Here is a 26,369-nt window from a genome sequence, read left to right on the forward strand (position 1 = left end):
AATTGACAACGATTCTCAAATACGTGAGAATCGTTCGCATGAAACGATCCCCGCTCCTCGCGCTGTCCGCGCTGACCGCCCTCCTGCTCTCCTCCTGCGCCGCCCCGTCGGAGGAGACCGCGGCCGGCGGGGAGGAGGGGGAGACGCTCAGCGTGATGACCTCCTTCTACCCGCTGCAGTACGTGACCGAGCGCGTGGGCGGCGAGCAGGTCCGGGTGGAGTCGATGACCCCGCCCGGGGCCGAGCCCCACGACCTCGAGCTGTCCCCGGCGGCCGTCGACCGGGTGCGCACCGCCGACGCAGTGGTCTACCTCGCCGGCTTCCAGCCTGCCGTCGACGACGCCGTGGCCCAGGCCGCCCCCGAGCACGCGCTCGACGCCGCCCACGCCGGCATCGAGGGCGAGGCGGCCCACTCCGCCCAGGAGCACGCCGCCGCGGAGGAGGGCCACGGCGCCGAGGCCCACGCGGGCGAGGCGTCCGGGGCCGAGGAGGGCCACGCCGAGGAGGGCGGGGCCGACGACGGTCACGGCCACGGCGCCCAGGACCCGCACTTCTGGCTGGACCCGCAGCGGCTGGCGGCCGTCGCCGTCGAGGTCGCCCACGAGCTCGGCGAGGCCGACCCGGACAACGCCGCGCTCTACGAGCGCAACGCCGAGGAGCTGACCGGTGAGCTCGAGGCCCTGGACCAGGAGTTCGCCTCCGGCCTGGAGACCTGCGAGCGGCGCACCGTCGTCGTCGCCCACGAGGCCTACGGGTACCTCACGGACAAGTACGACCTCGAGCAGGTCTCCGTCGCCGGGCTCGAGCCCGACACCGAGCCCTCCCCGGCGCGCCTGGCCGAGATCGGCAAGGTCGTCGAGGAGGAGGGCGTGACCACGGTCTTCGCCGAGTCCGAGGTGGACACCGGCGTCGCCGAGACCCTCGCCGCCGAGCACGGCGTGGAGACCGCCGTCCTCGACCCCGTCGAGACCCAGGCGGACGAGAGCGCCGACTACCAGCAGGTGATGCGCGCCAACCTCGAAGCCCTGCGCGCCGCACTGGGCTGCTGAGCCCGTGCCCGAGGAGAATCGGGGCATGGTGCTGCGCATTGACGACCTGGACGTGACCCTCGGGTCGAACCCCGTGCTGCGCGGGATCGGCCTGGCCGTGGCCGCGGGCGAGGTCGTGGCCGTGCTCGGGCCCAACGGCTCCGGCAAGTCCACCCTGGTGAAGACCGTCACCGGGCTCGTGGCCCCCGACCGCGGCCGGGTGCGCGTCTTCGGCGCGGATCTCGCCGGCCCGCACCGGCAGGTGCCCTGGCAGCGCCTGGGCTACGTGCCCCAGCGCACCGGGGCGACGACGGGGGTGCCGGCCACCGCCCTCGAGGTCGTGGCCTCGGGGCTGCTGCACCGGCGCTCCCTGCGCCCGGGCCGCGGCGCCCGGCGCCGCTGCCTCGACGCGCTCGCCGAGGTCGGGCTCGCCGACCGCGCCGGCGACAGCGTGCAGGTGCTCTCCGGCGGCCAGCAGCAGCGGGTGCTCATCGCCCGGGCCCTCGTGCGCGAGCCCGACCTGCTCGTGCTCGACGAGCCCCTGTCCGGGATGGACCGGGCCTCCATGGAGGCCCTCGCCGGCACGCTCGGGCGGCTGCGCGAGCGCGGGGCCACCGTGCTGGTGGTCCTGCACGACCTCGGCCCGCTCGAGCGGCTGATCACGCGCACCGTGGTCCTCGAGGGCGGCCGGGTGGTCCACGACGGCCCGGTGGCCCCCGGCCCGGAGGAGCACCCCGAGGCCCACCCCCACCCCGAGACCCCCGGTCGCCCGCCGACCGCCCCCGACCTGGAGAGGAACTGGTGACCCCGGTGCTCGAGACGCTGAGCGCGATGCTCGCCAGCCCGCTGATGCAGCGGGGCCTGATCGCCGCGGTGCTCGTGGGCCTCGCGGCCCCCGTGATGGGCACCTACCTGGTCCAGCGGCGGATGGCGCTGCTGGGCGACGGCATCGGCCACATGGCCCTGACCGGCGTGGCCATGGGCTGGCTCACCGGTGCCGCGGCCGGGCTGGGGGACAAGGACGCCCTGGCCGTGCCCGGGGCGATCGTGGCCTCCGTGGGCGGGGCCCTGCTGCTCGAGGCCGTGCGCCGGCGCGGTCGGACGAGCGGGGACGTGGCCCTGGCCCTGCTGTTCTACGGCGGGATCGCCGGCGGCGTGCTGCTGATCGGGATCGCCGGCGGCACCTCGGCCAGCCTCACCGGCTACCTCTTCGGCTCGATCTCCACGGTGACCACCGCGGACGTGTGGCTCACCGCCGGACTGGCCGCCCTCATCCTCGGCGTGGGCATCGGCCTGCGCCCGGCCCTGTTCGCCCTGTGCCACGACGAGGAGTTCGCCCGCGCCTCCGGGGTGCCGGTCCAGGCGCTGAACCTGCTCGTGGCCGTGGTCGCGGCCCTGACCGTCTCGGTGTCCATGCGGGTGGTCGGGGTGCTGCTGGTCTCGGCGATCATGATCGTGCCGGTGGCCACCGCGCAGCTGCTGACCCGCTCCTTCGCCACCACCATGGCCGTGGCGATGGGCCTGGGCGCCGCGGTGTGCGTGGCCGGGCTCGCGATCACCTACGTCCAGCCCCTGTCCCCGGGGGCGACCATCGTGGTGCTGGCCATCGGCGCCTACACCGTGGCCGCGGTGGCCGCACCCGTGCTGCTGCGGCTGCGGGACGGGCGCGCCCGGCGGACCGCGGCGGCCTGAGCCGCGCCGCCGCCGGCACCCGCGGAGGTGGCGCCGGGGCGCTCGCGGGCGCCGGCCGCGTCCTGCGCCCACGCCCCGCAGCTCCTCACCCCGCCCCGGACCGCCCCGGACGGGGCGGTGGGCCCCCGCCGGACATGACAGTCCTGTGAAGAATCCCGCCGGCTCCCGCCCGTGGTGAACGGCACATCCTGATTCCCGCCTGGTGCCGTCCTCCCCGGCCGCCGGGTGCGGGAACCGCTCCGCCGGCACCCGTCCGGGGCGCGCCCTCGGACGGGCGGGCCCCGTCCGCCGGCGCGACGCCCCTGGTCAGCCCGGTCCCGGAGGCGCCGAGGCTCGCCGGGGGTCGGTGCGGAGGGGCCCGCCTCCGGCTGCCCGGGCGGGGGCCGAGCCGGGAGCAGGAGCTGGGCGCCGGGCGGGAGGCGCCGCACAGGAGCCTGGGAACGGCCCCGGCGATGCCGTTATCGAAATGTGACATGCAGGCTCCGGGCTGGCTACGGTCACCGACGTGCCGAGGACAGATCCGCCCGGCACCCCCGGGCACGACGCCGAGTTCTGCCGGTGTCCGGGGTCCACCAGACCGTTTCGGCAGAAGCGGGGGAACCACTTCTCGGTCCCGGTCCGCCCGGGACCTCGGGGTGAAGCTCGCCCGGACGTGCGCGTCCGGGCGGCCGGGTGACTCCCACCCGAACCCGACAGCTCACCCCGCAGGCGCAGGGAGGAACACCAGCATGACCTTCTTCAGCAGCAGCTCCGCCCGCCACCGCGCGAGCGCCTCGTCCCGTCTCGTGCGCGGCACCGTGCTCACGGCCGCCGCCGGCGCGGCGGTGCTCGGCTCCGTGGCCCCGGCCCAGGCCTACGCCGAGATCCCGGTCGCCCCCGAGAGCTCGTCCACCGCGCCCGCCGCGGCGACGGCGTCCCTCACCGCGGCGAGCACGGCCGCCCCCGCGCCGCTGGACGCGCCCACGGCCGCCCCGGCCGAGGAGCCCGCCGGCACGGACCTCGCCCCCCAGTCGGAGGGCGTCGTCGAGATCGCCTCCACCGCGTCCTCCGGCGGCATCGTCGGCACCGCGATGCAGCAGGAGGGCAGCGGCTACGTCTACGGCGGCACCGAGCCCGGCGCCTGGGACTGCTCCGGCTTCACCCAGTGGGTCTACGAGCAGCAGGGCATCGACCTGCCCCGCACCAGCCAGCAGCAGTGGGCGGCCGGGACCCCGACCTCCGACCCGCAGCCCGGCGACCTCGTCGTCCAGAACGGCGGCGCCCACATCGGGATCTACCTCGGCGGCGGCAAGATGATCTCCGCGCTGAACCCGTCCCAGGGCACCGTCGTCCACTCCGTGGACGCCATGCCGGTCGACGCCTACGTCAGCTTCCGCTGACACCCGGCGCGGGCACGGGCCCCGCCGAGGACGACGCCGGGGCGCCGTGCCGGTCCGCCGACCGCGCCGGCGCCCCGGCCCCTCCCACCGGAGGAGCGGTAGCCTGCGGTACGAGTCGTGGAGGAACCCCGCCGCGCCCGGACGAGCACCGGAGGAAGCACCCCATGAGCCTGAGGATGGCCCTGACCGCCCGGGCGGTCGCCGCCCGCGCCCGCCGCACGCCGCGGCGGGAGCTCGCCGCGCTGCACGGCCGGCCCTGCCCGCCGCCCGCCCGCGTCCCGCGGGACCTGCGGCGCAGCCACGCGGTGGAGCGCACCGAGGTCGCCGGGCGGCCCGTGCTGCGGCTGACCCCGCGCGCCGGGGCGGACGGGACCCACCTGGTCTACCTGCACGGCGGGGCGTTCGTGAACCCGCTGCTGCCCGCGCACTGGTGGATCGTGCGCGAGCTCGTGCGGGGCACCGGCACCACCGTCACCGTCCCGCTGTACCGGCTGGCCCCCGAGGGCGATGCCGACGAGGGCTACGACTTCCTCACCGCCGCCTGGGCCGGCCTGACCGAGGACCCGGGGGTGCGGCGGATCGTGGTGGCCGGCGACTCCGCCGGCGGCAACCTCGCGATCGGCCTGGCCATGGCCCTGCGCGACGCCGGCCGGCGCGGCCCGGACCACGTCGTCGCCTTCTCCCCGGCCCTGGACCTCACCGCCTCCCACCCGGCCGTGCGCGAGCTGGACCCGCACGACCCGATGCTGGCCGTCGACGAGGTCCAGCCCCTGTGCGCCGCCTGGGCCGGGGACCGGGCGCTGACCGACCCCGTGGTCAGCCCGCTCTACGGGCGGGTCGAGGACCTGCCGCCGGTGCACGTGGTGCAGGGCGGGCTCGACATCCTCACCGCCGACGCCCTCGAGTTCGCCCGCCGGCTGGCCGCCGCGGGCAACCCGGGCCGGCTGATCTACGAGCCCGGCGCCTTCCACGTCTACGTCGGCGCGTGGTGGACCCCCGAGGCCCGGCGGGCGCTCGCGCACGTGCGCTTCCTGCTCACCGGCCCCGGGACCGTGCGATAGGGTCCGGGCATGTCGCAGATCCGTGAGGCCCGCCCCCAGGACGTCCCCGCCGTCCTGGCGATGGTGCGGGAGCTGGCCGAGTACGAGCGGGAGCCCGATGCCGTGCGCATGAGCGAGGAGCAGCTGGCCGAGGCCCTGTTCGGGACGCACCCGGCGGTCTTCGCCCACGTCGTGGACGACGGCGAGCGCCTGCTCGGCTTCGCCCTGTGGTTCCGCACCTTCTCCACCTGGGAGGGCGTGCACGGGATCCACCTCGAGGACCTCTACGTCCGCCCCGAGGCCCGCGGTGCCGGCCACGGCAAGGAGCTGCTGCGCACCCTCGCCCGGCACGCGGTCGACCGGGGCTGGGCCCGCGTGGAGTGGAGCGTGCTGAACTGGAACGAGCCGTCCATCGGCTTCTACCGCAGCCTCGGGGCCCTGCCCCAGGACGAGTGGTCCGTCTTCCGCCTCACCGGGGACGCCCTGCGGGAGGTCGGGGCCGCGCGGGAGCACGAGCCCCGTTCGGCGTGAGGCCCGGACCGGCGGGTCCCCGGGGAGCGACGAGGAGGACGACGACGGTGGTCGGCACCGTGCTGGCGCTGCGGCTGCGCGCCGGGCTCTACGCCTTCCGGGAGAGCCTGTTCCTGCTGCCGGCGCTGATCGTGGTCGCGGGCGCGGTGGCGGCCGAGGCCGCCTGGGCGCTCGACCGCGCGGCTCCGGAGCTGCTGCCCGTCTCGCTGCGGATGTCCACCAACGCCGCGATCTGGCTGCTCAGCGTCGTGGCCGGGGCGACGATCACCACCGCCGGGGTCGTGTTCTCCCTGACCGTGGTCAGCCTGCAGCTGGCCTCCAGCCAGTTCTCGCCCCGGGTGATGCGCTCCTTCGTCCGCGACCGGCTCAGCCAGGCCGTGGTGGGCCTGCTCGTGGCCACGTTCGTCTACTGCGTGCTCGTGCTGCGCCACCTCAACGGTGAGCCCGCCGAGCCCGCGCCGGGGCTCTCCCTGGCGCTCGCGGTGGTGCTCACCGTGGCCACGGTGCTGCTGATCATCGCCCACCTGGACCACCTCGCCCGCCGGCTGCAGGTGGGGGAGGTCGTGCGCTCCATCGCGGGGGAGGGGCGCGACGTCGTCGACGCCGTCCTGGCCCGCGGTGCGGCGGAGGAGCCCCTGCGCGGGCGGGTCGAGCTGCCCGGAGGCGGGTGCCGGGTGGTGCGGGCCCCGCACGACGGCTGGGTCACCCAGGCGGGCAGCGCCGACATCCTGGCGGCCGTCCCCCCGGGCACCGTGGTGCGCCTGGAGACCCGCACCGGCGCCTACATCCATGAGGGCGAGGCCCTGGCGACCTTGTGGCCGGTCCCGGACCGGCCCGGGCCCGTGGACCGGCGCCTGGGAGCGGTCGTGCGGGTGAGCGCGACCCGCACGATGCAGGAGGACGTCGACTTCGCCGTGCGCCAGCTCGTGGACATCGGCCTGCGGGCCCTCAGCTCCGCGGTCAACGACCCGACCACGGCGGTCGAGTCCGTGCTGCGGCTGGGCAGCCTGCTGCGCCGGCTGATCGCCTGCGACCTCCCGCCGGAGGCCGTGGGCGGGCCCGCCGGGAGGGTGCTGCTGCGCCCGTGGGAGCTCAGCCACGAGGAGTACCTCGGGCACGCCTTCGACCAGCTGCGCCACGCCGCACCGGCCCAGCCGCAGGTCGCGGCCGCCCTGCTGCGCACCCTGCGGATGCTCGCCGTCCACGCGGAGGACGTCGGGCGCCCCGGGCTGGTGGCCCCGCTGCGCCGGCAGGCCGCCCTGCTGCTCGAGGCCGCCGAGGCGGAGCCCGCCCTGCACCCCGCCGACTGGCGGTGGCTGCGGGCCGTGGCCGACGCCGCGACCGACCCGGCCGACCACGGCCCCCGCCTCGTGGACGGGGCCGTGCCCGCGGAATAGCGCGCACCCGCTCCGCGTTGCCCTTTCATTGACATGTCAATGAAGGAGTCGCCGTGCTGGACGTCGTCGTTCTCGGGGCCGGGCAGGCCGGGCTGTCCGCCGCCCACCACCTGCTGCGCCGGGGCCTGGAGCCCGAGCGGGAGTTCGTGGTGCTCGACGCCAACCCCGGTCCCGGGGGCGCATGGCGGCACCGGTGGCCCTCGCTGACCTTCGGCGGCGCCCACGCGATCCACGACCTGCCCGGGATGCCGCTGGGGGAGCCGGACCCCGCCGAGCCGGCCTCGGCCGTGGTCGCCCGCTACTACGGCGACTACGAGCGCCGCTTCGGTCTGCCCGTCCACCGCCCCGTGGCCGTGCGGCGGGTCGGGTCCACGACCGGCGACGACGCCGGGCCGCTGCGCGTGACGGCCGAGGACGGCGCGTGGGAGACCCGGCTGCTGATCAACGGGACCGGCACGTGGGACCGCCCGTACTGGCCCCACTACCCCGGGCGCGAGCTCTTCCGCGGCCGGCAGCTGCACACCCACGACTTCCGCGGCGCCGAGCAGTTCCGCGGGCAGCACGTGGTCGTGGTCGGGGCCGGGACCTCGGCCGTGCAGTTCCTGCTCCAGCTCGAGCGGGCCGGGGCCACGACCACCTGGTCCACCCGTCGCCCCCCGCAGTTCACCGACCGGACCTTCGACGCCGCGTGGGGCCGCGACGTCGAGCACCGCGTCGCCGAGCGCACCCGGGCCGGGCTGCCCCCGCTCAGTGTCGTGGCGACGACCGGTCTGCCCCTGACCCCGGAGTACCGCGCCGGCATCGAGGCCGGGGTGCTCGTCTCCGCCGGTCCGCTGCAGGCCCTCGTCCCGGACGGGGTGGTCCTGGCCGGCGGCCGGCACGTGCGCGCCGACGCGGTGCTGTGGGCCACCGGCTTCCGCGCCTCCCTGGACCACCTCGCCCCGCTGCGGCTGCGCGAGCCCGGCGGCGGGATCCGCACCGACGGCGTGCGGGTGCTCCGGGACCGGCGGGTGCTGCTCGTCGGCTACGGCGCCTCCGCCTCGACGCTGGGGGCGACCCGCGCCGGACGGGCCGCCGCCCGCGAGGCCGTGCGCCTGCTGGCCGGGTCCTCAGCGGTCGTCGGCCGATGACCGCACGGTCACCCCGCGCATCGCGATCCGGTGGAAGAGCCCGCCGAGCGCCGCGCCGATCACCCACGCGAAGCCGCTGAGTCCCGCCAGCTGCGGCAGCCACACGGCGAGCACCGAGAACACGGCGGCCAGGGCGAAGGCGAGCACGGCCCGCCGGTTCCAGCCGTCCGTGAACCAGTAGGTGCCGCGCGGGTCGGCCGAGTACAGGTCCTGCAGGTTCAGCCGCTGCTTCCGCACGAGGTAGTAGTCGGCCACGATGATGCCGTACAGCGGGGCGAGCACCGCCCCGAGGGTGTCGACGAAGCGGGGCAGGCCGATCGTCGAGATCACGGCCACCCACAGCGCGCCGATGACGAAGCCCGCGACCGCGGTGATCGTCCCGGCCGTGCGGAAGGAGATCCGCGACGGGCTGATGTTGGACAGCGAGTAGGACGGCGGGATGAAGTTCGCGACCACGTTGATCCCCAGCGTCGCCACCAGGAACGTCACCGCGGCCAGCACGGTCAGCGCCACGTTGTCCACGAGGGCCACGATCTCGGCGGGATTGGTCAGCGGCTCCCCCCCCCGGCCGTCCTGGTAGAGCAGGTAGGCCCCGGCGGTGATGAACACGGACAGGAACGTGAACAGGGCCAGGCTCACCGGCAGGCCGGTGAGGTTGCCGAGGCGCATGGCCCGCTCCGTGTGCACGTTGCGGGCGAAGTCCCCGAAGTTGATGACGACTGCGGCGAAGTAGGCGATCATCGTGCCCGTCACCCCGGCGAACGCCGAGACCGCCGCCCACCCGGTGACCTCGGAGCGGGAGAAGACCGAGCTCACCGCCCGGGGCAGCTCGGGGCCCAGCTGCACCCAGATGGCCGCCAGCAGCGCGATCATCACGAGGTAGACGGCCGGGCCCACGATGTTGAGGAAGCCGGCGATCCGGTCGATCCCGCCCAGGAACAGGGCGACCTGCAGCACCGAGGCCAGCACATAGGAGACCCACGAGACCCGGTCCATGCCGAGGAACAGCGCCCCGCCGGGGGAGCCCAGCAGTGCGTCGAGTGCGAGGGCGATCGCGGTGGAGGCGAAGTAGGTCTGCGCGCCGTACCAGAAGATGGCGACGACGGCGCGCACGATCGCCGGGAACTGTGCCCCGCGCACGCCCATCGAGGCGCGGGCGAGCACCGGGTAGGGGAAGCCGTACTTCACGCTGGGGCGGCCGCTGAGGTCCACGAGGACCTTGATGACGAACCCGGCCAGCAGGATCGCGGCGAAGACCCACCAGCCGCTGATGCCCGCGGTGATGAACAGGCTGGCCGCGAGCGTGTAGCCGGCGAGGCTCTGGATGTCGTTGGACCAGACGTTGAAGATCGCGAACCAGCCCCACGTCCGTCGCGAGGCGGGCAGCGGGGCGAGGTCCGCGTTGAACAGGCTCGGATCGGCCGAGCGCACCGCCAGGTCGGCGTCGTCCAGGTCGTTGTGCTGAGCGGGCATGATCGTCGCTTCCCCGCGCCGCGTGCGGCACGTGCGCCGTGGCGGGGCGCCGCCCCGCGCGTCGATGTGATGCAGGACACCACGATGACGGCAACCGCGGGAGGAAGGGGGAATGCCGGCGACGTGTCGTGACGACCTCTGTGCTCCGCCCGGAGGCCGGCCGCGGCGGCCCGCCCGCGGACAGGGGCGGGCCCCCGGTGCCGGGTGGCGCCGGGGGCCCGGGCGGCGCGTGCCGCCGTTCCGTGCGGGGACGGGGTCAGGCGATCAGCCGGCCGTCCTCGACCGTGAACTGCACGGTGCCCGTGCCGGTGACGCCCGAGGCGTCGGTCGCGGTCACCGCAGCCGTGTACTGCCCGTCGGCCAGCCCGGGGGTCGCCGTGCCGGCGGGGTCGAAGGAGCCCTCGACCGGGGCCGCGAGCGGGCCGCCGACCACGAGGTAGTCGTAGGCGGTCCCCGGGGCGGAGGCGTCGGCGCTGCCGAGGACGATCTGCCCGCCCGGCTGCTGGGTGACGGTCACGGGCACCGCGCCCGCGGCGTCGGCGGCCACGGGCGGCACCTCCGGCAGCTGCTCCGCGGGCACGCACCCGAGGGAGAAGAGGCCCGCCGCCAGGGCCCCGGTCGTGACCAGTGCTTTTCCTCGTCCGTTCCTGATGTCCATGGGGCGACCGTAGACAGCCCCGCGGAGCCGATGCCACCCCACGATCGTCCAGTCAGGAAGCTCCGGGCTCACTCGCAGGCGACGCCGTCCCGGTCGCCGTCGAGGCCGGCGCGGTAGCCGGGCTCGCCCGCGTGCAGCGGGGCGGCGCCCGCCTCCCGCACCGCGGCGCAGTTCGGGTAGTGGACCTCCTCGGCCGGGGCGGGCGCGGGGGCGGGCGCGGGGGCGGGCGCGGGCTCCTCCGCCGGGGCCTGCTCGGGGACGGGCGCGGCGCCGGGCAGGGGCTGGCCCGGGCAGTCGACGAGGACGTCGGCCATCGCCTGCTTCTCGGGCGCGGTGACCCACAGGTCGTAGCGGGTCTTGACGGCGATCTGGAGCGCCACGAACTCGCAGCGGAACGCCTCGTTCGGCGGCAGCCACTGGCCGGCGTGCTTGTCGGACTTCACCCCGTTGGTGGGCCCGTCCACGGCCAGCAGGTTCAGGGGGTCGTTGGCGAGGGCCACCCGCTGGTCCTGGCTCAGCCGCCGGGCGCCGCTGACCCAGGCGTTGCCGAGGGAGACCACGTGGTCGATCTGGACGTCCGAGGAGGTCAGCACCCCGCGCCGGAACTCGATGACCGTCCCGGTGTAGGGGTCCTCCAGAATCCCGGAGCGCACCGTGCACCCGTCCTCCGTGACCACGTCCGTGAGGTCGCGGGCCAGGACGTCGTTGCGGGCGTCGCAGCCGCTGCCGTCGGGGTCGGCCCACCCGCCGAAGTCGCCCTCGCGGTCGTAGTCGGACATCGTCCCGGCGGCCGCGACCGGCAGGTCCGCCAGCGCGGTGGCGGCCGGGGAGGCGGGCGCCGGCGGCGGGGACGGGGCCTCCGGCGCCGCCGTGGTGGGGGCAGCGGGGGCGGGGGTCGCCCCCGGCGTCGCCGGATCGCTCCCGGACGGGGTCCCGGCGGAGGGGGCGAGCGTGGCGGCCGAGGGCCCGGGTGCCGGGGCGGGGGAGGGTGTGTCCGTGCACCCGGCCAGCAGGCCGAGGGCGAGGGCCGCGGCCGCGAGCCGGGGGCCGGTGCGCAGCAGCGGGGAACGACGGCCGGGGCGGGACGAGGGCGAGGTGGGGGTCACGGAACGGCTCCTGGGGCGGGAGGGCGGGGGGTGCGCAGGGGCTGCCCCACCATTGTGGGGCCGGAACCGGCCGTGGGCCGAACCCCCGGCGCGTCCCCGCGTCCCCGTGTCACGGCGCGCGGCGGCTGGGCTCCGGGTGCGGGTCCCCGTGTCGCGGCGCCCGGTCGCCGGCGGCCGCCCGACGGTCGCGACCCGCACAGATCCGTCCGCGCCGGCGCGGCGACCAGCACCTGCGCGGACGCCGGGGTCTGCGCGGCGCTCCGGGGAGGGAACTCAGTACCCGCGCAGGGCGTCGATCGCCTCGCCGAGGCTCGCGCCGGGGTGGTCGCGGCGGTAGCGCCGGATGGCGTGGACCGGCGGGACCGGGGCGCTGCCGGCCCGCGGCGGGTCGCCCAGCGTGCCGGTCGACAGGCCCACGGCGGCGGCCGCCGCGAACAGCAGCGCCGCCCAGCCGAAGGCCTGGGCCTCCAGCAGCAGCACGGTCCCGCTCACCACGAACAGCGCCATGGCCGCGAGCACCAGCCACTTCGCGACCTGCTCCGAGGGGTGCTGCGCGGTGCCCCCGTGTGCGTCGTTCCGGTCCGTCATCGCGACCCCCTTCGTCGTCGGTTCCCCCGCCCGAGGACCTGGACGGGTCCTCCCCGACCCTAGGCCCCGGGGGCCCTCCGGGGCAGGGGACTTAAGTCCAGACCTTCATGCCGAACGCGGCATGTGTCCTGATCAGGACGGAGAGATGCCGGATCGGGAACGGCCGTTCAGGCGGCCGGGGCGCCGAGCTCGATGAGCAGCACCCCGCCCACGATCAGGGCGACGCCCAGTGCCGAGACCCACGTGAGGGGCTCGCGGAACAGCGCCCAGCCGGCCAGCGCGGTCAGGGCCACCCCGGCGGCCGACCAGATCCCGTAGGCGACCCCGAGGTTCATCCCCTCGGCCAGGGCCAGGCTCAGGCACGTGAACGCGATCAGGTAGCCGGTGACCACGGCGGCGTACCACCGGGGCCGGCCGCGGGCGGCCATCCGCAGGGACAGGGTCGCGGCGACCTCGGTGAGGATCGAGCCGGTGAGGAACAGCCAGGCCATCAGGCGTCCCCCCGCCGGGCGGAGCCCACGGGCTGCCGCTCCTGCTCCGGGGCCCCGCCGGGCCGGGCCGTGCCCAGCTCGACGCACAGCACGCCCGCCACCACCAGCACGATCCCGGCGAGCATGAGCGGGGTGAGGGCCTCGCCGTGCACCGCGGCGGCGCCGAGGGCGGTGAGCGTCACGCCCAGCGCCGCCCACACGCCGTAGGCCACGCCCAGCGGGGTGCCCAGGCGCAGCACCGCGGCCAGCAGCGTGAACGCGGCGGCGTAGCCGGTTCCCACGAGGACGTACCAGGCAGGGTTCTCCAGCGCGGCCTTCAGGGACAGCGAGGCGACCACCTCGCAGGCCACGGCGGCGCCCAGCAGGGACCGGCGCAGCACGGCTCAGCCCGCGAGCAGCTCGTCGGCGACCGCCCGCACCCGCGCCCGCTCCTCCGGGCCGGGGGCGAAGACGTCCGCGGCGTCGGCGAACCACACGCCGTCGGCCAGCAGCCGCACGGCCAGCAGGCGGGTGCGCCGCTCCACGGGCAGGTCCTCGGGCAGGTCCACCCACGGGGCGATCCGCTCCGCCCAGTGCTTCTTGAGCGTGGCCCGCAGCCGCTGGTCGGTGAGCATCACGAGGTCGGTCTCGTCGACCTCCCCGGACAGGCACCAGTCCAGGTAGGCCCGGATGCGCTCCTCGGCGGGCACCTGCTCCGCCGGGGCGGACAGGCGCCGGGACATCTCCGCGTCCCAGCCGTCCAGGACCCGGTCCACGAGGGCGAGCATGAGCGCCTCCTTGGTCCGGAAGTGGTACATCACCCCCGGTTTGCTCAGCCCGACCCGGCGCGCGGTCGACTCCAGGGAGACGGTGCCGCCGCTGCGCACGAGCTCGAGGGCGGCGTCCAGGATGCGGTCGCGGGTGGGGGAGTTCATGCCCCAGACTTTACCAACCGGAAGGTTGGTGACACCATGTGACGCAGGCCGGGGCCCCGCGGGGCGCGATCCCGGCCCGCCGCGGGGACGACGACGTCCCGCTCCCGCCCGGTCCGCCCGGACCGGCGTGCGGGCGACCCCACGAGACCGGACCACCCTTCCCAGGAGGACCCGACATGACCGCTGCCCTGTCCACATCCGCCCCCGAGAGCGAGGAGCCGCCGGGCGTGCCGCGGACCCGCCCGAAGGTCAACCGGGCCGTCTTCGCCGGCTCGGGCGTGAGCATCGTGCTGTTCTCTCTCTGGGCGATCCTGGCCCCCGAGCAGGCCTCCGCCGTGATCGGCGCCGTGGTCGGCTGGATCGCGACCAACATGGGCTGGTTCTACGTGCTCACCGCCGCGGTGGTGACGGCGTTCGTCGTCGTCGTCGCGGTCTCCCGGGAGGGCACCATCAAGATGGGCCCGGACCACTCGAAACCGCAGTACAACCTGTTCACCTGGACCGCGATGCTCTTCGCGGCCGGGATCGGGATCGACCTGCTGTTCTTCTCCGTGGCGGAGCCGGTCACCCAGTACTACGGCCCGCCGGCCGGCGAGGGCGGAACCCTCGAGGCGACCCGCATGGCCGTGGTGTGGACGCTGTTCCACTACGGCGTGATCGGCTGGGCGATGTACGCGCTGATGGGCATGGCCTTCGGCTACTTCGCCTACCGCTGGAACATGCCCCTGAGCATCCGCTCGGCCCTCTACCCGCTGATCGGCCGGCGGGTCCACGGCCGGGCCGGGGACGCGGTGGACATCGCCGCGCTGCTGGGCACCATTTTCGGCGTGGCCACCTCCCTGGGCATCGGCGTGGTCCAGCTCAACTACGGCCTCTACCTGCTCTTCGGCATCGAGGAGGGCGTCGCCGCCCAGACCGCCCTGATCGTCGTGGCCGTGGTCATGGCCACCGCCTCGTGCGTCTCCGGGGTGGACAAGGGCATCCGCCGGCTCTCCGAGCTCAACGTGCTCATGGCCGTGGCCCTCGTGGCGTGGGTGCTGATCGCCGGGCGCACGTCCTTCCTGCTCGACGCCACCGTGAAGAACCTCGGCGACTACGTGGCCGAGCTGCCCTCGATGGCCCTCGACACCTTCGCCTACACCGGGGCCGCCGAGTGGATGGCCGGGTGGACCCTGTTCTTCTGGGCCTGGTGGATCGCCTGGGCCCCGTTCGTGGGGCTGTTCCTGGCCCGGATCTCCCGTGGGCGCACCCTGCGCGAGTTCGTGGTCGCGACCCTGACCGTGCCGTTCGTGTTCATCCTCATCCTGGTCTCGGTCTTCGGCAACAGCGCCCTGGAGATCGTCACCGGCGGCGACGACGCCTTCGGGCAGGCCGCCATGAACACCCCCGAGCGGGCCTTCTACTCCCTGCTCGAGCAGTACCCGGGCGCGCCGCTGCTCATCGCGCTCGCGACCCTGTCCGGGCTGCTGTTCTACGTCACCAGCGCCGACTCCGGGGCGCTCGTGATGTCCACGTTCACCTCGACCATCCAGGACCCCACCCAGGACGGGCCCAAGTGGCTGCGCGTGTTCTGGGCCGCGGCCACCGGCCTGCTGACCCTGGCGATGCTGCTCGTGGGCGGGGTGCCGACCCTGCAGAGCGCCACGCTGATCATCGGCCTGCCGTTCTCGGTCGTGATGTACCTCGTGATGATCGGTTTCTGGAAGGCGCTGCGCGCCGAGCGCTCCCAGCGGGAGGGCCGCTCCGCGACCCGCCGCTCCGTGACGGCCTCCCGCACCCCGGGCCCCGACAGTCAGTGGCGGCGCCGGCTCACCCGCATCGGCTCCTTCCCGGGCCCGCGGGCGGTGCGCCGCTACGAGGAGCAGGTGCTGGCCCCGGCCCTGGCCGAGGTCGTCGAGGAGTTCTGCGCCCAGGGCCACGACGCCCAGCTCTCCAGCTCGGAGGTCGGCTACCAGGGGCTGTCCGAGTTCACGCTGTCCGTGCCGATGGGCGAGGACCGGGACTTCTGCTACCAGATCTACCCCGTGGCCACCCCGGTCCCGGCCTTCGGCGGGTTCCGCACCAACCCCGACTCCGACCTCTACTACCGCCTGGAGGTCTTCAACGAGACCGGCTCGCAGGGCACCGACGTCATGGACTGGAACCGCGAGCAGCTCATCAACGACGTCCTCGACAACTGGGAGGCCCACCTGGCCTTCCTGAGCATCCACACCGGCCCGTCCAAGATCCAGGCCGGCGCCGAGGGCCACCCCGACTGGTCCACCGACATCCGCGACGTGCCGACGGGGCAGATCCCCGCGGCGACCAAGGAGGCACAGCCGTGACCGAGACCCTGTTCATCGACGGACGCTGGGAGCCCGCCGCCGCCGGCGGCACCCGCACCATCGTCTGCCCCGCCGACGGCACCGAGGTCGGCACCGTCTCCGAGGCCGCCGCCGAGGACACCGAGCGCGCGATCGCCGCGGCCCGCCGCGCCTTCGACGACGGCCGCTGGTCCTCCGTGCCGGCCCCGCAGCGCGGGGACCTGCTGCTGCGGGTCGCCGCCCGGCTGCGCGAGCGCAAGGACGAGTTCGCCCGCGCCGAGTCCCTGGACACCGGCAAGCGCCTGGCCGAGTCCGAGATCGACATGGACGACATCGCCGCGTGCTTCGACTGGTTCGGCAAGAGCGCCGCCGAGCACGCCGGGCGCGTCGTCGACGCCGGGAACCCGGACGTGGTCTCCCGCGTGGTCACCGAGCCGGTCGGGGTGTGCGGGATGATCACGCCCTGGAACTACCCGCTGCTGCAGGCCGCGTGGAAGATCGCCCCGGCGATCGCCGCCGGGTGCACGTTCGTGCTCAAGCCCGCCGAGCTCACCCCGCACACGGCGGTGCTCATGATGGACGTCCTCCAGGAGGTCGGCCTGCCCGACGGCGTGGCCAACCTCGTCACCGGCGCCGGCGCCGAGGCGGGGGCGCCGCTGGCGAGCCACCCGGACGTGGACCTCGTCTCCTTCACCGGCGGCGTGGTCACCGGCCGGTCGATCGCCGCCGCGGCCGCCCCGACCGTGAAGAAGATCGCCCTGGAGCTGGGCGGGAAGAACCCCAACGTGGTCTTCGCCGACGCCGACTTCGACGCCGCCGTGGACAACGCCCTCAACGGCGCGTTCGTCCACTCCGGGCAGGTCTGCTCCGCCGGGGCGCGGCTGGTGGTCGAGGAGTCGATCGCCGAGCGCTTCGTCGACGAGCTCGTCCGCCGTGCCGAGGGCATCCGCCTCGGCGGGCCCTTCGACGAGCAGGCCGAGACCGGCGCGCTGATCTCCGCCGCCCAGCGGGAGAAGGTCCACGCCTACGTCCAGCGCGCCCGCGAGCAGGGCGCCCGCGTCCGCTGCGGCGGCGAGTTCGCCACCGGCACCTCCGCCGACGGCTCGCTCGAGCTCGAGCGGGGCTTCTTCTACCTGCCCACCGTGATCGACCGCTGCACCCGCGAGATGGACTGCGTGCACGACGAGGCCTTCGGCCCCACCGTCACGGTCGAGACGTTCACGACCGAGGACGAGGCCGTGGCCATCGGCAACGACACCGTCTACGGGCTCGCCGGGGCCGTGTGGACCTCCGACGCCGGGCGCGCCCAGCGGGTCGCCGCCCGTCTGCGCCACGGCACGATCTGGATCAACGACTTCCACCCCTACCTGCCGCAGGCCGAGTGGGGCGGGATGAAGCAGTCCGGCGTCGGCCGCGAGCTCGGGCCCACCGGCCTGGGCGAGTACCAGGAGCTCAAGCACGTCTACCAGAACACCGCCCCCGCCGTGACCGGCTGGTTCGCCCAGCACTGACCCGCGCCCGCCCGGCGTCGTCGTCGTTCCCGTGCCCGACGACGACGGCGCCGCGGCGCCGCCCGGTGCCATCCGGCCGGCGCACCCCGGCCGACGAGACCCGTCAGAGGAGAGACATGACCACGCCCAGCACCACCCCCGCCCCCGAGACCCCGCAGGAGTTCGACTACCTGGTGGTCGGCGGCGGCTCCGCCGGAGCCGTCGTCGCCGCCCGGCTGTCCGAGGACCCGGCCGTGACGGTCGGGCTCATCGAGGCCGGCCCCCACGACCGGGGCGTCGACGAGGTGCTCACCCTCAACCGCTGGATGGAGCTGCTCGAGTCCGGCTACGACTGGGACTACCCGCTCGAGGAGCAGGAGAACGGCAACTCGCACATGCGCATGGCCCGGGCCAAGGTGCTCGGCGGCTGCTCCTCCCACAACTCCTGCATCGCGTTCTGGGCCCCGGCCGAGGACCTCGACGAGTGGGAGGAGCGGTTCGGCGCCGAGGGCTGGAACGCCGAGACCGCCTTCCGGCTCTACCAGAAGCTCGAGACCAACGACGCCCCGGGGGCCCACCACGGCCACGACGGGCCGGTGCACCTGATGCAGGTCCCCGACAACGACCCCTGCGGCGTCGCCGTGCTCGAGGCCTGCGAGCAGGCCGGGATCCCGCGCACCCCGTTCAACACCGGCAGGACCGTGGTCGAGGGCGCGAACTTCTTCCAGATCAACCGCCGCGCCGACGGCACCCGGGCGTCCTCGTCCGTGTCCTACCTGCACCCCGCCGAGGACCGCCCCAACCTCACGGTCCTGCACTCGACCCAGGCCAGGCGCGTGGTGGTCGAGGACGGCCGGGCCGTGGGCGTGGAGGTCGTCGACAACGCCTTCGGCACCGCCCGCACCGTGCGCGCCCGCCGCGAGGTCGTCGTCTCCGCCGGGGCGATCGACACCCCGAAGCTGCTGATGCTCTCCGGGATCGGCCCCGCCGAGCACCTGCGCGAGGTCGGCGTGGACGTGCTCGTGGACGCCCCCGGCGTCGGCTCGAACCTGCAGGACCACCCCGAGGGCGTGATCCAGTGGGAGGCGAAGCAGCCCATGGTCACCGACTCCACCCAGTGGTGGGAGGCCGGGATCTTCACCCGCGTGGACCCCGGCGGGGACCGGCCGGACCTGATGATGCACTACGGCTCGGTCAACTTCGACATGCACACCTACCGGCAGGGCTACCCCACCGCGGACAACGCCTTCTGCCTCACCCCCAACGTCACCCACGCCCGCTCGCGCGGCACCGTGCGGCTGCGCTCGCGCGACTTCCGGGACAAGCCGAAGGTCGACCCCCGGTACTTCACCGACCCCGAGGGCTACGACATGCGGATCATGACCGCCGGGATCCGCAGGGCCCGCGAGATCGTCGCGCAGTCGGCGCTGTCCGAGTGGGCGGGGGAGGAGCTGTTCCCCGGCAAGGACGTGCAGACCGACGAGGAGATCGCCGACTACGTGCGCCGGACCCACAACACCGTCTACCACCCCGCCGGCTCGTGCCGGATGGGCCCGGTCGAGGACGGGATGTCCCCGCTGGACCCGCAGCTGCGGGTCAAGGGCGTGGCGGGCCTGCGCGTGGCCGACGCCTCGGTGATGCCGGAGCTGGTGACCGTCAACCCCAACATCACCGTCTACATGATCGGCGAGCGGGCGGCGGAGCTCATCGCCGCCGACCGGCAGGCGGCGGCGGTGCCGGCCGGCGCCGAGACGGCCTGAGCGGCGGCGCGCTGCCCCCTGCCCCTCCCGCCGAGTGACCCCGTTCCCGGCCATTGACCACGCCGTGCCTTGGTCGGTCGACCGGAACGGGGTCACTCGGCGGGAGGGGGAGCGCCCGCCCCGTGCCTAGACTGACGACGACGGGCCGCCGCGGCCGCCCGTCGTCGTCGCCCGACCGGATGCAGGAGCACGCAGTGGAGCAGACCCCGCACCAGAACGTCACCTTCCCCTCGGCCGGCGGCACGGCCCACGGCTACCTGGCGCTGCCGGAGGGCGGGCGCGGCCCCGGCGTGATCGTCGTCCAGGAGTGGTGGGGGCTGACCGACCACATCCGCGACGTCGCCGACCGGCTGGCCGCCGAGGGGTTCGTGGCCCTCGCCCCGGACCTCTACGGCGGGCGGGTCACCCACGACCCGGACGAGGCCCGGAGCATGATGGCCCGGCTGCCCGAGGACGAGGGCGCCCGGCTGCTGAGCGGGGCCGTCGACCACCTGCTCGGGCACGAGGCGGTCACCAGCACCACCGTCGGCGCGATCGGCTTCTGCATGGGCGGGGGCTTCGTGCTCGCGCTCGCGGCCCACGAGGGCGGCCGCGTCAGCGCGGCCGTGCCCTTCTACGGGGTGGGGCAGGGCGTGCCGGAGTCCTACGAGACCGTGCAGGCCTGCGTGCAGGGCCACTACGCCCGCCAGGACCGGGCCTACCCGGTCGAGGAGGCGCAGGCGCTCGAGGAGCGGATCCGCCGGGAGTCCTCGGCCCCGGTCGTGGAGTTCCACTACTACGACGCCCCGCACGCCTTCCACAACGACGAGAAGCGGCAGAACTACCGGCCCGAGCACGCCCGCACCGCGTGGACCCGGGCCGTGGCGTTCCTGAAGGAGCACGTGCGCTGAGCAGTGCCTCCGCCCCGCCCCGCCCCGCCCCCTTTCCGCCGAGTGACCACGTTCCCGGCCACTGACCACGCCGTGCCGTGGTCACCCGGCGCGGACGGGGTCACTCGGCGGGGAGAGGTGAGCGGGGCGGGGCTGGCGCGTAGGGTGCTGGGAACCGCTGCCGAGGACCCGCCGCCGACCCGGCCGCGGGCCGAGCACGCCGCAGGAGCAGGAGGGGACCGTGCCGTCGTTCGCCGTCGTCGGAGCAGGGATCATCGGGGCCGCCGTGGCCCGGGAGCTGACCCTGCGCTTCCCCGGTGCCGCCGTGACCGTCTTCGAGAAGGAGCCGCAGGTCGCCGCCCACCAGACCGGGCACAACTCCGGGGTGGTCCACGCCGGGCTCTACTACGAACCGGGCGGGCTCAAGGCCCGGCTCTGCCGCCGCGGCGCCACGCTGCTCCAGCGGTTCTGCGCCGACCGGGAGCTGCCCTACGAGGAGTGCGGCAAGCTCGTCGTCGCCCTCGACGCCGCCGAGGAGGCCCGGCTGGAGGCCATCCACGAGCGGGCCGTGGCCAACGGGGTCCCGGACGTGCGGATGCTCGGCCCCGAGGGGATCCGGGAGGTCGAGCCGCGGGCCGTGGGCCGGGCGGCGCTGCACTCCCCGCACACCGCGATCGTCGACTACGCCCGGGTCACCCGGGCGCTCGCCGACGACGTCGTGGCCGCCGGCGGCACCGTGCACCTGGGCACACCGGTGCGGCGGATCGGCGGGACGGCCACGGGGGCGATCGTGCACACCGACCGGGGCCGCCACTCCTTCGACCTGGTCGTCGTCTGCGCCGGCCTGCAGTCCGACCGCCTGGCCCGCGCCTCCGGCGGGGAGGAGGAGCCCGCGATCGTGCCGTTCCTCGGGCAGTACTTCCTGCTCGACCCCGCCCACCGCGACCACGTCCGCGGGCTGGTCTACCCGGTCCCCGACCCGCGCTACCCGTTCCTCGGCGTGCACCTGACCAAGCGCATCGACGGGGAGACCACGGTCGGGCCCAACGCGTTCCTCTCCCTGTCCCGCGAGGGCTACCGCGGGCTCGGGCTCGCGCCGAAGGACGCCCTCGAGACCGTCGCCCACCCCGGCTTCCGGCGCTTCGCCGCGCGCAACCTGCCCACCGCCGCCCGCGAGATCCGCACGGTCCTCTCCCGGCGGTGGTTCCTCGAGGAGGCCCAGCGCTACGTCCCCTCCCTGGCCGGGGCCGGCACCACCCGGGTCCCGCGCGGGATCCGCGCCCAGGCGATGACCCGCGACGGGGCGCTGGTCGACGACTTCGTCATCCAGCACCGCGGCCGCGTCACCCACGTGCGCAACGCACCCTCGCCCGGGGCGACCTCGTCACTGGCGATCGCCGAGCACATCGTCGCGGCCGCGGCCCGCGAGCACGGGCTGCCGGCGGCGCCGGTGCAGGAGTAGCCCCGGGACTCAGCTGCCGCCGGCCGGGTCCTTCCCGCCGTCGCGGGCCCGGGCCGGCCACGGGACGTCGCCGAGGGCCGCGTAGGATGCGGCGACGATCTCCTCGAGCACGGCCAGGTCCACGGCGTCGAGGTCCTTGACGTAGAGGCAGCCCACGCCGGTGGTGTGCGGGCCGAGCCGCTCGAGGCGCTCGCGGTGGGCGTCGACGCCGTCGTAGAGGTAGATCGTCGTGGCGGCCCTGCGCGGGGCGAAGCCGGCGGCGGGGGCGTCGCCCTCGTGCCCGCTGGCGTACCTGTAGTGGTACTGGCCGAAGCCGATGACGGTTCCCCACATCTCGGCCGGCTGCCCGGTGACCCGGGTGAACAGCGGCAGGAGCCGCTCGGCGTCGGCCCTCCGCTTCCTCGGGCTCACCCCGGCCAGGTGCTCCTCGACGGACTGTCCGGTCTTCTCCACGGCGGGCTCCTCACGGTCGCTGGGAGGACGATCCTCGCAGGGACCGGGATCGCGGCCCGGTCCGACACGGCGGGACGGCCCGGGCGGGTGCGCGCGGCGGCTGGCTACAGTGGCCGGGACGTCCCCGCACCGGAAAGGTCCCCATGACGCACCGCGCGCTGATCCACCTCAACGAGGCCGCCCCGGAGAAGATCCGGGCGGTGCTGCAGAACACCACCAACCTCCTCGCCGCCCTCGGGCCGGGGACCCGGGTGGAGCTCGTCGCCCACGGTCCCGGGATCGCCGTGGCCACGGAGCCGCCCACCGAGCAGCTCACCGCGCTGCTGGACGCCGGGGCGAGCCTGTGCGTGTGCCGGAACACCCTGACCGCCCGCGGCCTGAGCGAGGCGGACCTCCACCCGCAGGCCGAGGTCGTGCCCTCCGGGGTGGCGCACCTGGTGGTCCGCCAGGCCGAGGGGTGGGCCTACCTGCGCCCCTGAGCCGGGCGCCCCTCACAGGTCCGGGGCGCAGGTTCCCGCGCCGAGGCGGGCGAGGCCGGCGCGGTCCCCGGCGGCGAGGTCGGTGACGCCCGAGGTCTCGGGGTGCATGAGCTGCGCGGGGTCGTCGACGTGCGCCAGGCCGACGACGTGGGCCAGCTCGTGGAGGATCACCGCCCGCACGAGCTCGGGCCGGTCCATCATCCGCGTCAGGGCCGGGGCGTCGAGGGTGACCTGCCCGCTCACGGACACGTACGTCCCGTCCCGGCTCAGCCGCGGGGTGCTGCCGCCCAGCCCGGCCACGTTCCCGGCGAGGTCGGGGTGCTCGGCGGGGTCGGACCACGTGATGAGCACCGGCGCCCACTGCCGCCCGTAGCGCTCGGGCTGGTACGGATCGCGCTGGGAGGAGGGCGCCTCGTCGGTGGTCCCGGCGTCGATGAACTGCAGGCCGGTCGCGGCCGAGATCCGCCCGACGGCCTCCTCGATCAGTCGCTGCCCGCCCGGGGGCGCGTTGTCCGGGCGGACGACGACGCGGACCGGGCGGCACGGGTCCCAGGCGAGGACCTCCTGCTCCGGGTCCGGGGCCTCCATGAAGCGGTGGCTCCCGGTCCCGGTCGCGGCCGGCGGGGTCCCCAGGGGCTCGTCGGCCGCCCCGACCCCGGGCGGGGGCGCCGACGCGTTCGGCAGGTACGGGCGCACGACCGGCAGCGCGTGGTCGGCGAACAGCCCCGGGGTGAACCACAGGGTCGCGAGCAGCACGACGCCAATCGCGGGCGAGGCCCGCCGGGCCCGGCTGCTGCGCCGGGTGCCCCGCGCCCACCGGCGGGCGTCCCGGCGTCCGGCGCGGTCGTCCCGCCGCTGCTCCCGGCGCCGGCGGGAGGGGCTCAGCCCGGCCCGCCGCTGCTGCTCGGCCGCCTCGTCGAGCACCCACTGCGGGATCCGCCCGCTCGGGGCCCGCTGCACGGGCAGGCGGACGCCGGGCGCGGGCTCGTGGCGCCCGCGCGGGCCCTGGTGCGGCGCGGTGCTGCCGGTCTGGTGCATGGAGTTCCCCGGTTCCCCCGTCGGGGCGGCGAGGCCCTGCCCCCGCAGGGGCGGGGAACGGAGCGGAGCGCCGAGCCGACAATGAATCACTAAAGCAAACGAAGCGTACCCCGGGGAAGCGGCGCGTGGGGAGGTGCCGGCGCCGACCCGCGTCATCGTCGGGACGGGTGCAGCGGCCGGACCGCGTGGGGCGGGCTGCGAGGTGCGGGAGGCGGGCGGCGCTGCGGGGTCGTGGCGGTGCCCGGCGGGGGCGGACTTCGCGGAAGGGGCGGCGTGGGCGGAAGCGCGCAGCGCGGCGGGGTGGCGCTACGGGTCGGTGGCCGCCGGGGGCGGGACCGCGCAGCCCAGCACGGCGCTGCGGGCCTCGTCCAGGACCTGCCGCGCGTCGGGGCCCGCGGCGATGAGCACCAGACCCGGGTGCTCCGGGACGGGGCGGTCGGCGGCGCGCGGGTGCCGGTCGACCCGGCCGCCGGCGAGCTGGACCTCGTGCCACCGCCCGCCCCGGTCCCGGACCACGCCCTTGGCCCGGGCCAGGGGTCCGGACCGCTCGGCCAGCACCCGGGCGAGCGCGTCGACGTCGACGGGGCCGGGATCCTCCACCGCGCTGGTCACGTGGGTCCGCGCGTGGTCGTCCGGAGCGGCGAGGGCCGGTGCCGCGACCGCAGGTGCCGGGGCAGCGGGAGCCGGAGCGCCAGGAGGAGGCGCGTCGTCGTCGTCGGCCGGGCCGGCAGCGGCAGCCGGGGCGCCCGGAGAGGGGCGCGCAGCGCCGTCGTCGTCGGCGGGCGGGACGGAAGGCGCCGGGGCGGGGCCGGCGAAGGCCGCGGTCGCCGCGGCGCCCGGGTCGGCGGGGTCCTGCACGAGCAGCCGGGCGCCCGGGGCGGCCTCCCGGCACGCCGCGACCGCCGCCTCGAGCTCGGCGGGGGCGGTGAGGTCCGTCTTCGTCACGAGGACGACCTCTGCGGCGGCGAGCTGGCGGGCCACGGTGTCGGCGACGTAGGCGTCGCGCAGCAGCCGCCGCACGGCGGTCGCGTCCGCGCAGACCAGCACGGGGCCGGGGGAGAAGCCGGGGAACCGACGCCACGCGGCGAGCTGGGCGGGGTCGCCCACGCCGGAGACCTCGCACAGCACGTGGTCGAGGTCCCCGCGGGCGGCGAGGGCGGTCATGGTGCGCAGGGCGTCGTCGCTGATCTGGCAGCAGATGCACCCGTTGGTCAGCTCGATCGTGTCCCCGGAGGCCGAGGCGATGAGGTCGGCGTCGATGTTGACGCTGCCGAAGTCGTTGACGACCACGGCCGTGCGCCCCGGCAGCACCCCGCCCAGCAGGCGGTTGACCAACGTCGACTTCCCCGAGCCCAGGTAGCCGCCGATGATCCCGAGCCGGGCGGTCACGGCGCCGAGCCCGGGGCCGGGACCACGCTCGCGTGGTGGTCGCCGCCGACCACCGTGCCGAGGACGTGGATGCCCCCAATCTCCTCGGGGACCACGGCCAGCGGGTCCTCGGCCAGCACGGCGAGGTCGGCGAACTTCCCGGCCTCGAGCGAGCCGACCTCGTGGTCGCGCTTGAGCAGGTACGCCCCGCCGATCGTGACGGCCTCGAGCGCCTCCTGCACCCCGATCCGCTCGTGCTCGCCCATCACACGCCCCGAGACGGTCAGGCGGGTCACGGCGTGCTTGACCGCGTGCAGCGGGCCCAGCGGCGTGACGGGGGTGTCGGAGTGCAGCGAGATCGGCACCCCCAGCCGCAGCGCGGTGGCCGCGGCGTTCATCCGCGCGGCCCGGTCCGGGCCCACGGTCAGGTCCATGTGCTGGTCGCCCCAGGCCCAGATGTGGTTGGCGAACACGTTCGCGCACGCGCCCAGGGCGGCCATGCGCCGGTACTGGGCCGCGGTGCTCAGCTGCGAGTGCGTGCACGTGTGCCGGTGGTCGGGGCGCGGATGGGTGGTGAGGACGGCCTCGAGGGTGTCGAGGAACAGCTGGGTGGTCTGGTCGCCGTTGCAGTGCACGTGGATCAGCAGCCCGGCCCGGTGGAAGGTCTCGAAGGCCTCGCAGAACTCCTCCGGGCTCACGGCCCAGATCCCGTTGGGCTCGCCGTTGAGGTAGCCCGGCTCCAGCAGGCGGGCGGTGAAGCCCTGGATGGAGCCGTCGAGCATGAGCTTGACGTTGCCGAAGCGCAGCCGGTCCGTGCTCAGCTCCCGCAGCTGCACCAGCCGTTCGGCGGCCTCGGGCAGGGGCCGGGAGACGGGGCCGACGCCGGCGCCGAAGTGGAAGACGTCGAGCCGGGCCGGGAACCCGTCGTCGACCGTGGAGCGGTAGAGCTCCACGCCGTCGTCGTCCATGAGCAGCATCGACCCGAGGTCGGTGAGCGTGGTGGTGCCGGTGTTGACGCCGTCCTGGGCGAAGCGGCGCAGCGCCCGGGCGTCGATGGTCAGCAGCCCCGTGCCGGCCGTGAGCTCCTCGACCAGGCCCATCGCGGCGAACTCCTGGAGCTCCCCGGTGGGGTTGCCGGCGTCGTCCTTGACCACCCCGGGGACGGGGGTGGAGGCGTCGATGCCGAACCGGCGCAGCACCGCGGTGTTCACGGCGCACACGTGCCCGCTGGTGTGGGCCACGTGGATCGGCCGGGTCGCCGAGACCCGGTCCAGCTGCGCGGCCGCGAACGGCTGGCCCGGGAAGTAGATGGGATCCAGGCCCCAGGCCAGCAGCGGTTCGTCCGGGCCGGCCAGCTCGGCCTCGGCCTCGCGCAGGCGCTGCAGCACCTCGTCGAGGGTGCGGCAGCCGGGCCAGCGGCGGCCGTCGGGATCGGTGCGGTCCACCAGCCCCACGTAGGTGTTCGCCCACACGTTGCCGGAGCCGGCGTGGCTGTGGGCCTCGACGAAGCCGGGCAGCAGCACGGTCCCGGCGTAGCGCTCGTCGAGCACCGCGCCGGGATAGGTCATCAGCTCCGCGACGGTGCCGACGGCGCGGATCCGGTCCCCGCGCACGGCGACGGCCTCCGCCGTCGGCCGGGCGGGGTCCATGGTGCGCACGAGGCGGGCCGGGTAGACGGTGGTGGGCTCCATGGGGTCCTCTCGGTGGCGCGGTCCGGGGC

At 75.5% G+C, this 26,369-nt stretch carries 25 protein-coding genes and 1 riboswitch; of the genes, 14 read left to right on the forward strand and 11 right to left on the reverse strand.

Going from position 1 to position 26,369, the window contains the following annotated elements; all coding sequences use genetic code 11:
* Positions 1 to 38: 38 nt before the first annotated feature.
* From AS188_RS03620 to AS188_RS03655, 8 genes are all read left to right on the forward strand, one after another.
* A complete protein-coding gene (locus tag AS188_RS03620) occupies positions 39 to 1,049 on the forward strand; it encodes a metal ABC transporter substrate-binding protein (RefSeq protein WP_058857698.1) in 1,011 nt (336 codons plus the stop codon).
* Positions 1,050 to 1,074: 25 nt separating this feature from the next.
* Entirely contained in the window at positions 1,075 to 1,833 is a 759-nt protein-coding gene (locus AS188_RS03625) for a metal ABC transporter ATP-binding protein (protein ID WP_058857699.1), read from the forward strand.
* 26 nt (positions 1,834 to 1,859) lie between these two features.
* Positions 1,860 to 2,720 carry a metal ABC transporter permease gene (locus AS188_RS03630; RefSeq protein ID WP_186815337.1) on the forward strand — a complete coding sequence of 287 codons (861 nt, stop codon included), beginning with the start codon at positions 1,860 to 1,862 and terminating at the stop codon, positions 2,718 to 2,720.
* Positions 2,721 to 3,287: 567 nt separating this feature from the next.
* Positions 3,288 to 3,443: riboswitch (cyclic di-AMP (ydaO/yuaA leader) on the forward strand.
* Positions 3,444 to 3,448: 5 nt separating this feature from the next.
* The gene (locus AS188_RS03635; RefSeq protein WP_058857700.1) at positions 3,449 to 4,099 is read left to right on the forward strand and encodes a C40 family peptidase; all 651 of its coding nucleotides are present in this window, start codon (positions 3,449 to 3,451) and stop codon (positions 4,097 to 4,099) included.
* Between the two features lie 164 nt (positions 4,100 to 4,263).
* Complete coding sequence (locus AS188_RS03640) at positions 4,264 to 5,160, forward strand: alpha/beta hydrolase (RefSeq protein WP_058857701.1); 897 nt, start codon at positions 4,264 to 4,266, stop codon at positions 5,158 to 5,160.
* Positions 5,161 to 5,169: 9 nt separating this feature from the next.
* Positions 5,170 to 5,670, forward strand: coding sequence for a GNAT family N-acetyltransferase (locus AS188_RS03645; protein WP_058857702.1), 501 nt, complete (start codon positions 5,170 to 5,172; stop codon positions 5,668 to 5,670).
* A 47-nt stretch (positions 5,671 to 5,717) separates the two neighbouring features.
* Positions 5,718 to 7,067 carry a DUF2254 domain-containing protein gene (locus AS188_RS03650; protein ID WP_211268315.1) on the forward strand — a complete coding sequence of 450 codons (1,350 nt, stop codon included), beginning with the start codon at positions 5,718 to 5,720 and terminating at the stop codon, positions 7,065 to 7,067.
* Between the two features lie 53 nt (positions 7,068 to 7,120).
* The gene (locus AS188_RS03655; protein ID WP_058857703.1) at positions 7,121 to 8,197 is read left to right on the forward strand and encodes an NAD(P)-binding domain-containing protein; all 1,077 of its coding nucleotides are present in this window, start codon (positions 7,121 to 7,123) and stop codon (positions 8,195 to 8,197) included.
* Here the strand turns inward: AS188_RS03655 and AS188_RS03660 are convergent.
* From AS188_RS03660 to AS188_RS03690, 7 genes are all read right to left on the reverse strand, one after another.
* On the reverse strand, positions 8,177 to 9,670 hold the full coding sequence (locus AS188_RS03660; RefSeq protein ID WP_058857704.1) for an NCS1 family nucleobase:cation symporter-1: 1,494 nt from the start codon (positions 9,668 to 9,670) through the stop codon (positions 8,177 to 8,179). The two genes, AS188_RS03655 and AS188_RS03660, sit on opposite strands and share 21 nt — an antisense overlap.
* Positions 9,671 to 9,926: 256 nt before the next feature.
* A complete protein-coding gene (locus tag AS188_RS03665) occupies positions 9,927 to 10,328 on the reverse strand; it encodes an Ig-like domain-containing protein (protein ID WP_058857705.1) in 402 nt (133 codons plus the stop codon).
* A gap of 68 nt (positions 10,329 to 10,396) precedes the next feature.
* Positions 10,397 to 11,434 (reverse strand): GmrSD restriction endonuclease domain-containing protein, encoded by a 1,038-nt coding sequence (locus AS188_RS03670; protein WP_261340415.1) that lies wholly within the window; start codon positions 11,432 to 11,434, stop codon positions 10,397 to 10,399.
* 273 nt (positions 11,435 to 11,707) lie between these two features.
* Positions 11,708 to 12,022, reverse strand: coding sequence for a hypothetical protein (locus tag AS188_RS03675; protein WP_058857706.1), 315 nt, complete (start codon positions 12,020 to 12,022; stop codon positions 11,708 to 11,710).
* Positions 12,023 to 12,189: 167 nt separating this feature from the next.
* On the reverse strand, positions 12,190 to 12,513 hold the full coding sequence (locus AS188_RS03680; protein WP_058857707.1) for a DMT family transporter: 324 nt from the start codon (positions 12,511 to 12,513) through the stop codon (positions 12,190 to 12,192).
* On the reverse strand, positions 12,513 to 12,893 hold the full coding sequence (locus tag AS188_RS03685) for a DMT family transporter (RefSeq protein WP_083529225.1): 381 nt from the start codon (positions 12,891 to 12,893) through the stop codon (positions 12,513 to 12,515). Before AS188_RS03685 ends, AS188_RS03680 begins: the two co-directional genes overlap by 1 nt.
* Positions 12,894 to 12,896: 3 nt before the next feature.
* Positions 12,897 to 13,427: a TetR/AcrR family transcriptional regulator gene (locus AS188_RS03690; protein ID WP_058857708.1), complete on the reverse strand. Its 531-nt coding sequence runs from the start codon at positions 13,425 to 13,427 to the stop codon at positions 12,897 to 12,899.
* Between the two features lie 176 nt (positions 13,428 to 13,603).
* On the opposite strand from AS188_RS03690, the gene betT reads away from it, so the two are divergent.
* From betT to lhgO, 5 genes are all read left to right on the forward strand, one after another.
* Entirely contained in the window at positions 13,604 to 15,751 is a 2,148-nt protein-coding gene (gene betT / locus AS188_RS03695; protein ID WP_058857709.1) for a choline BCCT transporter BetT, read from the forward strand.
* Positions 15,748 to 17,241 carry an aldehyde dehydrogenase family protein gene (locus tag AS188_RS03700; protein ID WP_058857710.1) on the forward strand — a complete coding sequence of 498 codons (1,494 nt, stop codon included), beginning with the start codon at positions 15,748 to 15,750 and terminating at the stop codon, positions 17,239 to 17,241. The genes betT and AS188_RS03700 overlap by 4 nt, the downstream gene beginning before the upstream one ends.
* Before the next feature lie 116 nt (positions 17,242 to 17,357).
* A complete protein-coding gene (locus tag AS188_RS03705) occupies positions 17,358 to 18,980 on the forward strand; it encodes a GMC family oxidoreductase (protein ID WP_058857711.1) in 1,623 nt (540 codons plus the stop codon).
* Positions 18,981 to 19,159: 179 nt separating this feature from the next.
* On the forward strand, positions 19,160 to 19,870 hold the full coding sequence (locus AS188_RS03710) for a dienelactone hydrolase family protein (protein WP_058857712.1): 711 nt from the start codon (positions 19,160 to 19,162) through the stop codon (positions 19,868 to 19,870).
* A gap of 220 nt (positions 19,871 to 20,090) precedes the next feature.
* Entirely contained in the window at positions 20,091 to 21,311 is a 1,221-nt protein-coding gene (gene lhgO / locus AS188_RS03715; protein ID WP_058857713.1) for an L-2-hydroxyglutarate oxidase, read from the forward strand.
* 9 nt (positions 21,312 to 21,320) lie between these two features.
* Here the strand turns inward: lhgO and AS188_RS03720 are convergent, their stop codons facing one another.
* Positions 21,321 to 21,764 carry a DUF1801 domain-containing protein gene (locus AS188_RS03720; RefSeq protein ID WP_058857714.1) on the reverse strand — a complete coding sequence of 148 codons (444 nt, stop codon included), beginning with the start codon at positions 21,762 to 21,764 and terminating at the stop codon, positions 21,321 to 21,323.
* A gap of 143 nt (positions 21,765 to 21,907) precedes the next feature.
* Between AS188_RS03720 and AS188_RS03725 the strand changes: the two genes are divergently transcribed.
* Entirely contained in the window at positions 21,908 to 22,243 is a 336-nt protein-coding gene (locus AS188_RS03725) for a DsrE family protein (RefSeq protein WP_058857715.1), read from the forward strand.
* Positions 22,244 to 22,255: 12 nt separating this feature from the next.
* Here AS188_RS03725 and AS188_RS03730 read toward each other — a convergent pair whose 3' ends face one another.
* The 3 genes from AS188_RS03730 to AS188_RS03740 form a co-directional block, all read right to left on the reverse strand.
* Positions 22,256 to 23,281 carry a zinc metalloprotease gene (locus AS188_RS03730; protein ID WP_186815335.1) on the reverse strand — a complete coding sequence of 342 codons (1,026 nt, stop codon included), beginning with the start codon at positions 23,279 to 23,281 and terminating at the stop codon, positions 22,256 to 22,258.
* 306 nt (positions 23,282 to 23,587) lie between these two features.
* A complete protein-coding gene (locus AS188_RS03735) occupies positions 23,588 to 24,670 on the reverse strand; it encodes a CobW family GTP-binding protein (protein WP_058857716.1) in 1,083 nt (360 codons plus the stop codon).
* A complete protein-coding gene (locus AS188_RS03740) occupies positions 24,667 to 26,340 on the reverse strand; it encodes an amidohydrolase (RefSeq protein ID WP_058857717.1) in 1,674 nt (557 codons plus the stop codon). Before AS188_RS03740 ends, AS188_RS03735 begins: the two co-directional genes overlap by 4 nt.
* Positions 26,341 to 26,369: the final 29 nt, after the last annotated feature.

It is taken from the genome of Kocuria flava (genome assembly GCF_001482365.1).
In the GTDB taxonomy this organism is placed as follows: Bacteria; Actinomycetota; Actinomycetes; order Actinomycetales; family Micrococcaceae; genus Kocuria; species Kocuria flava.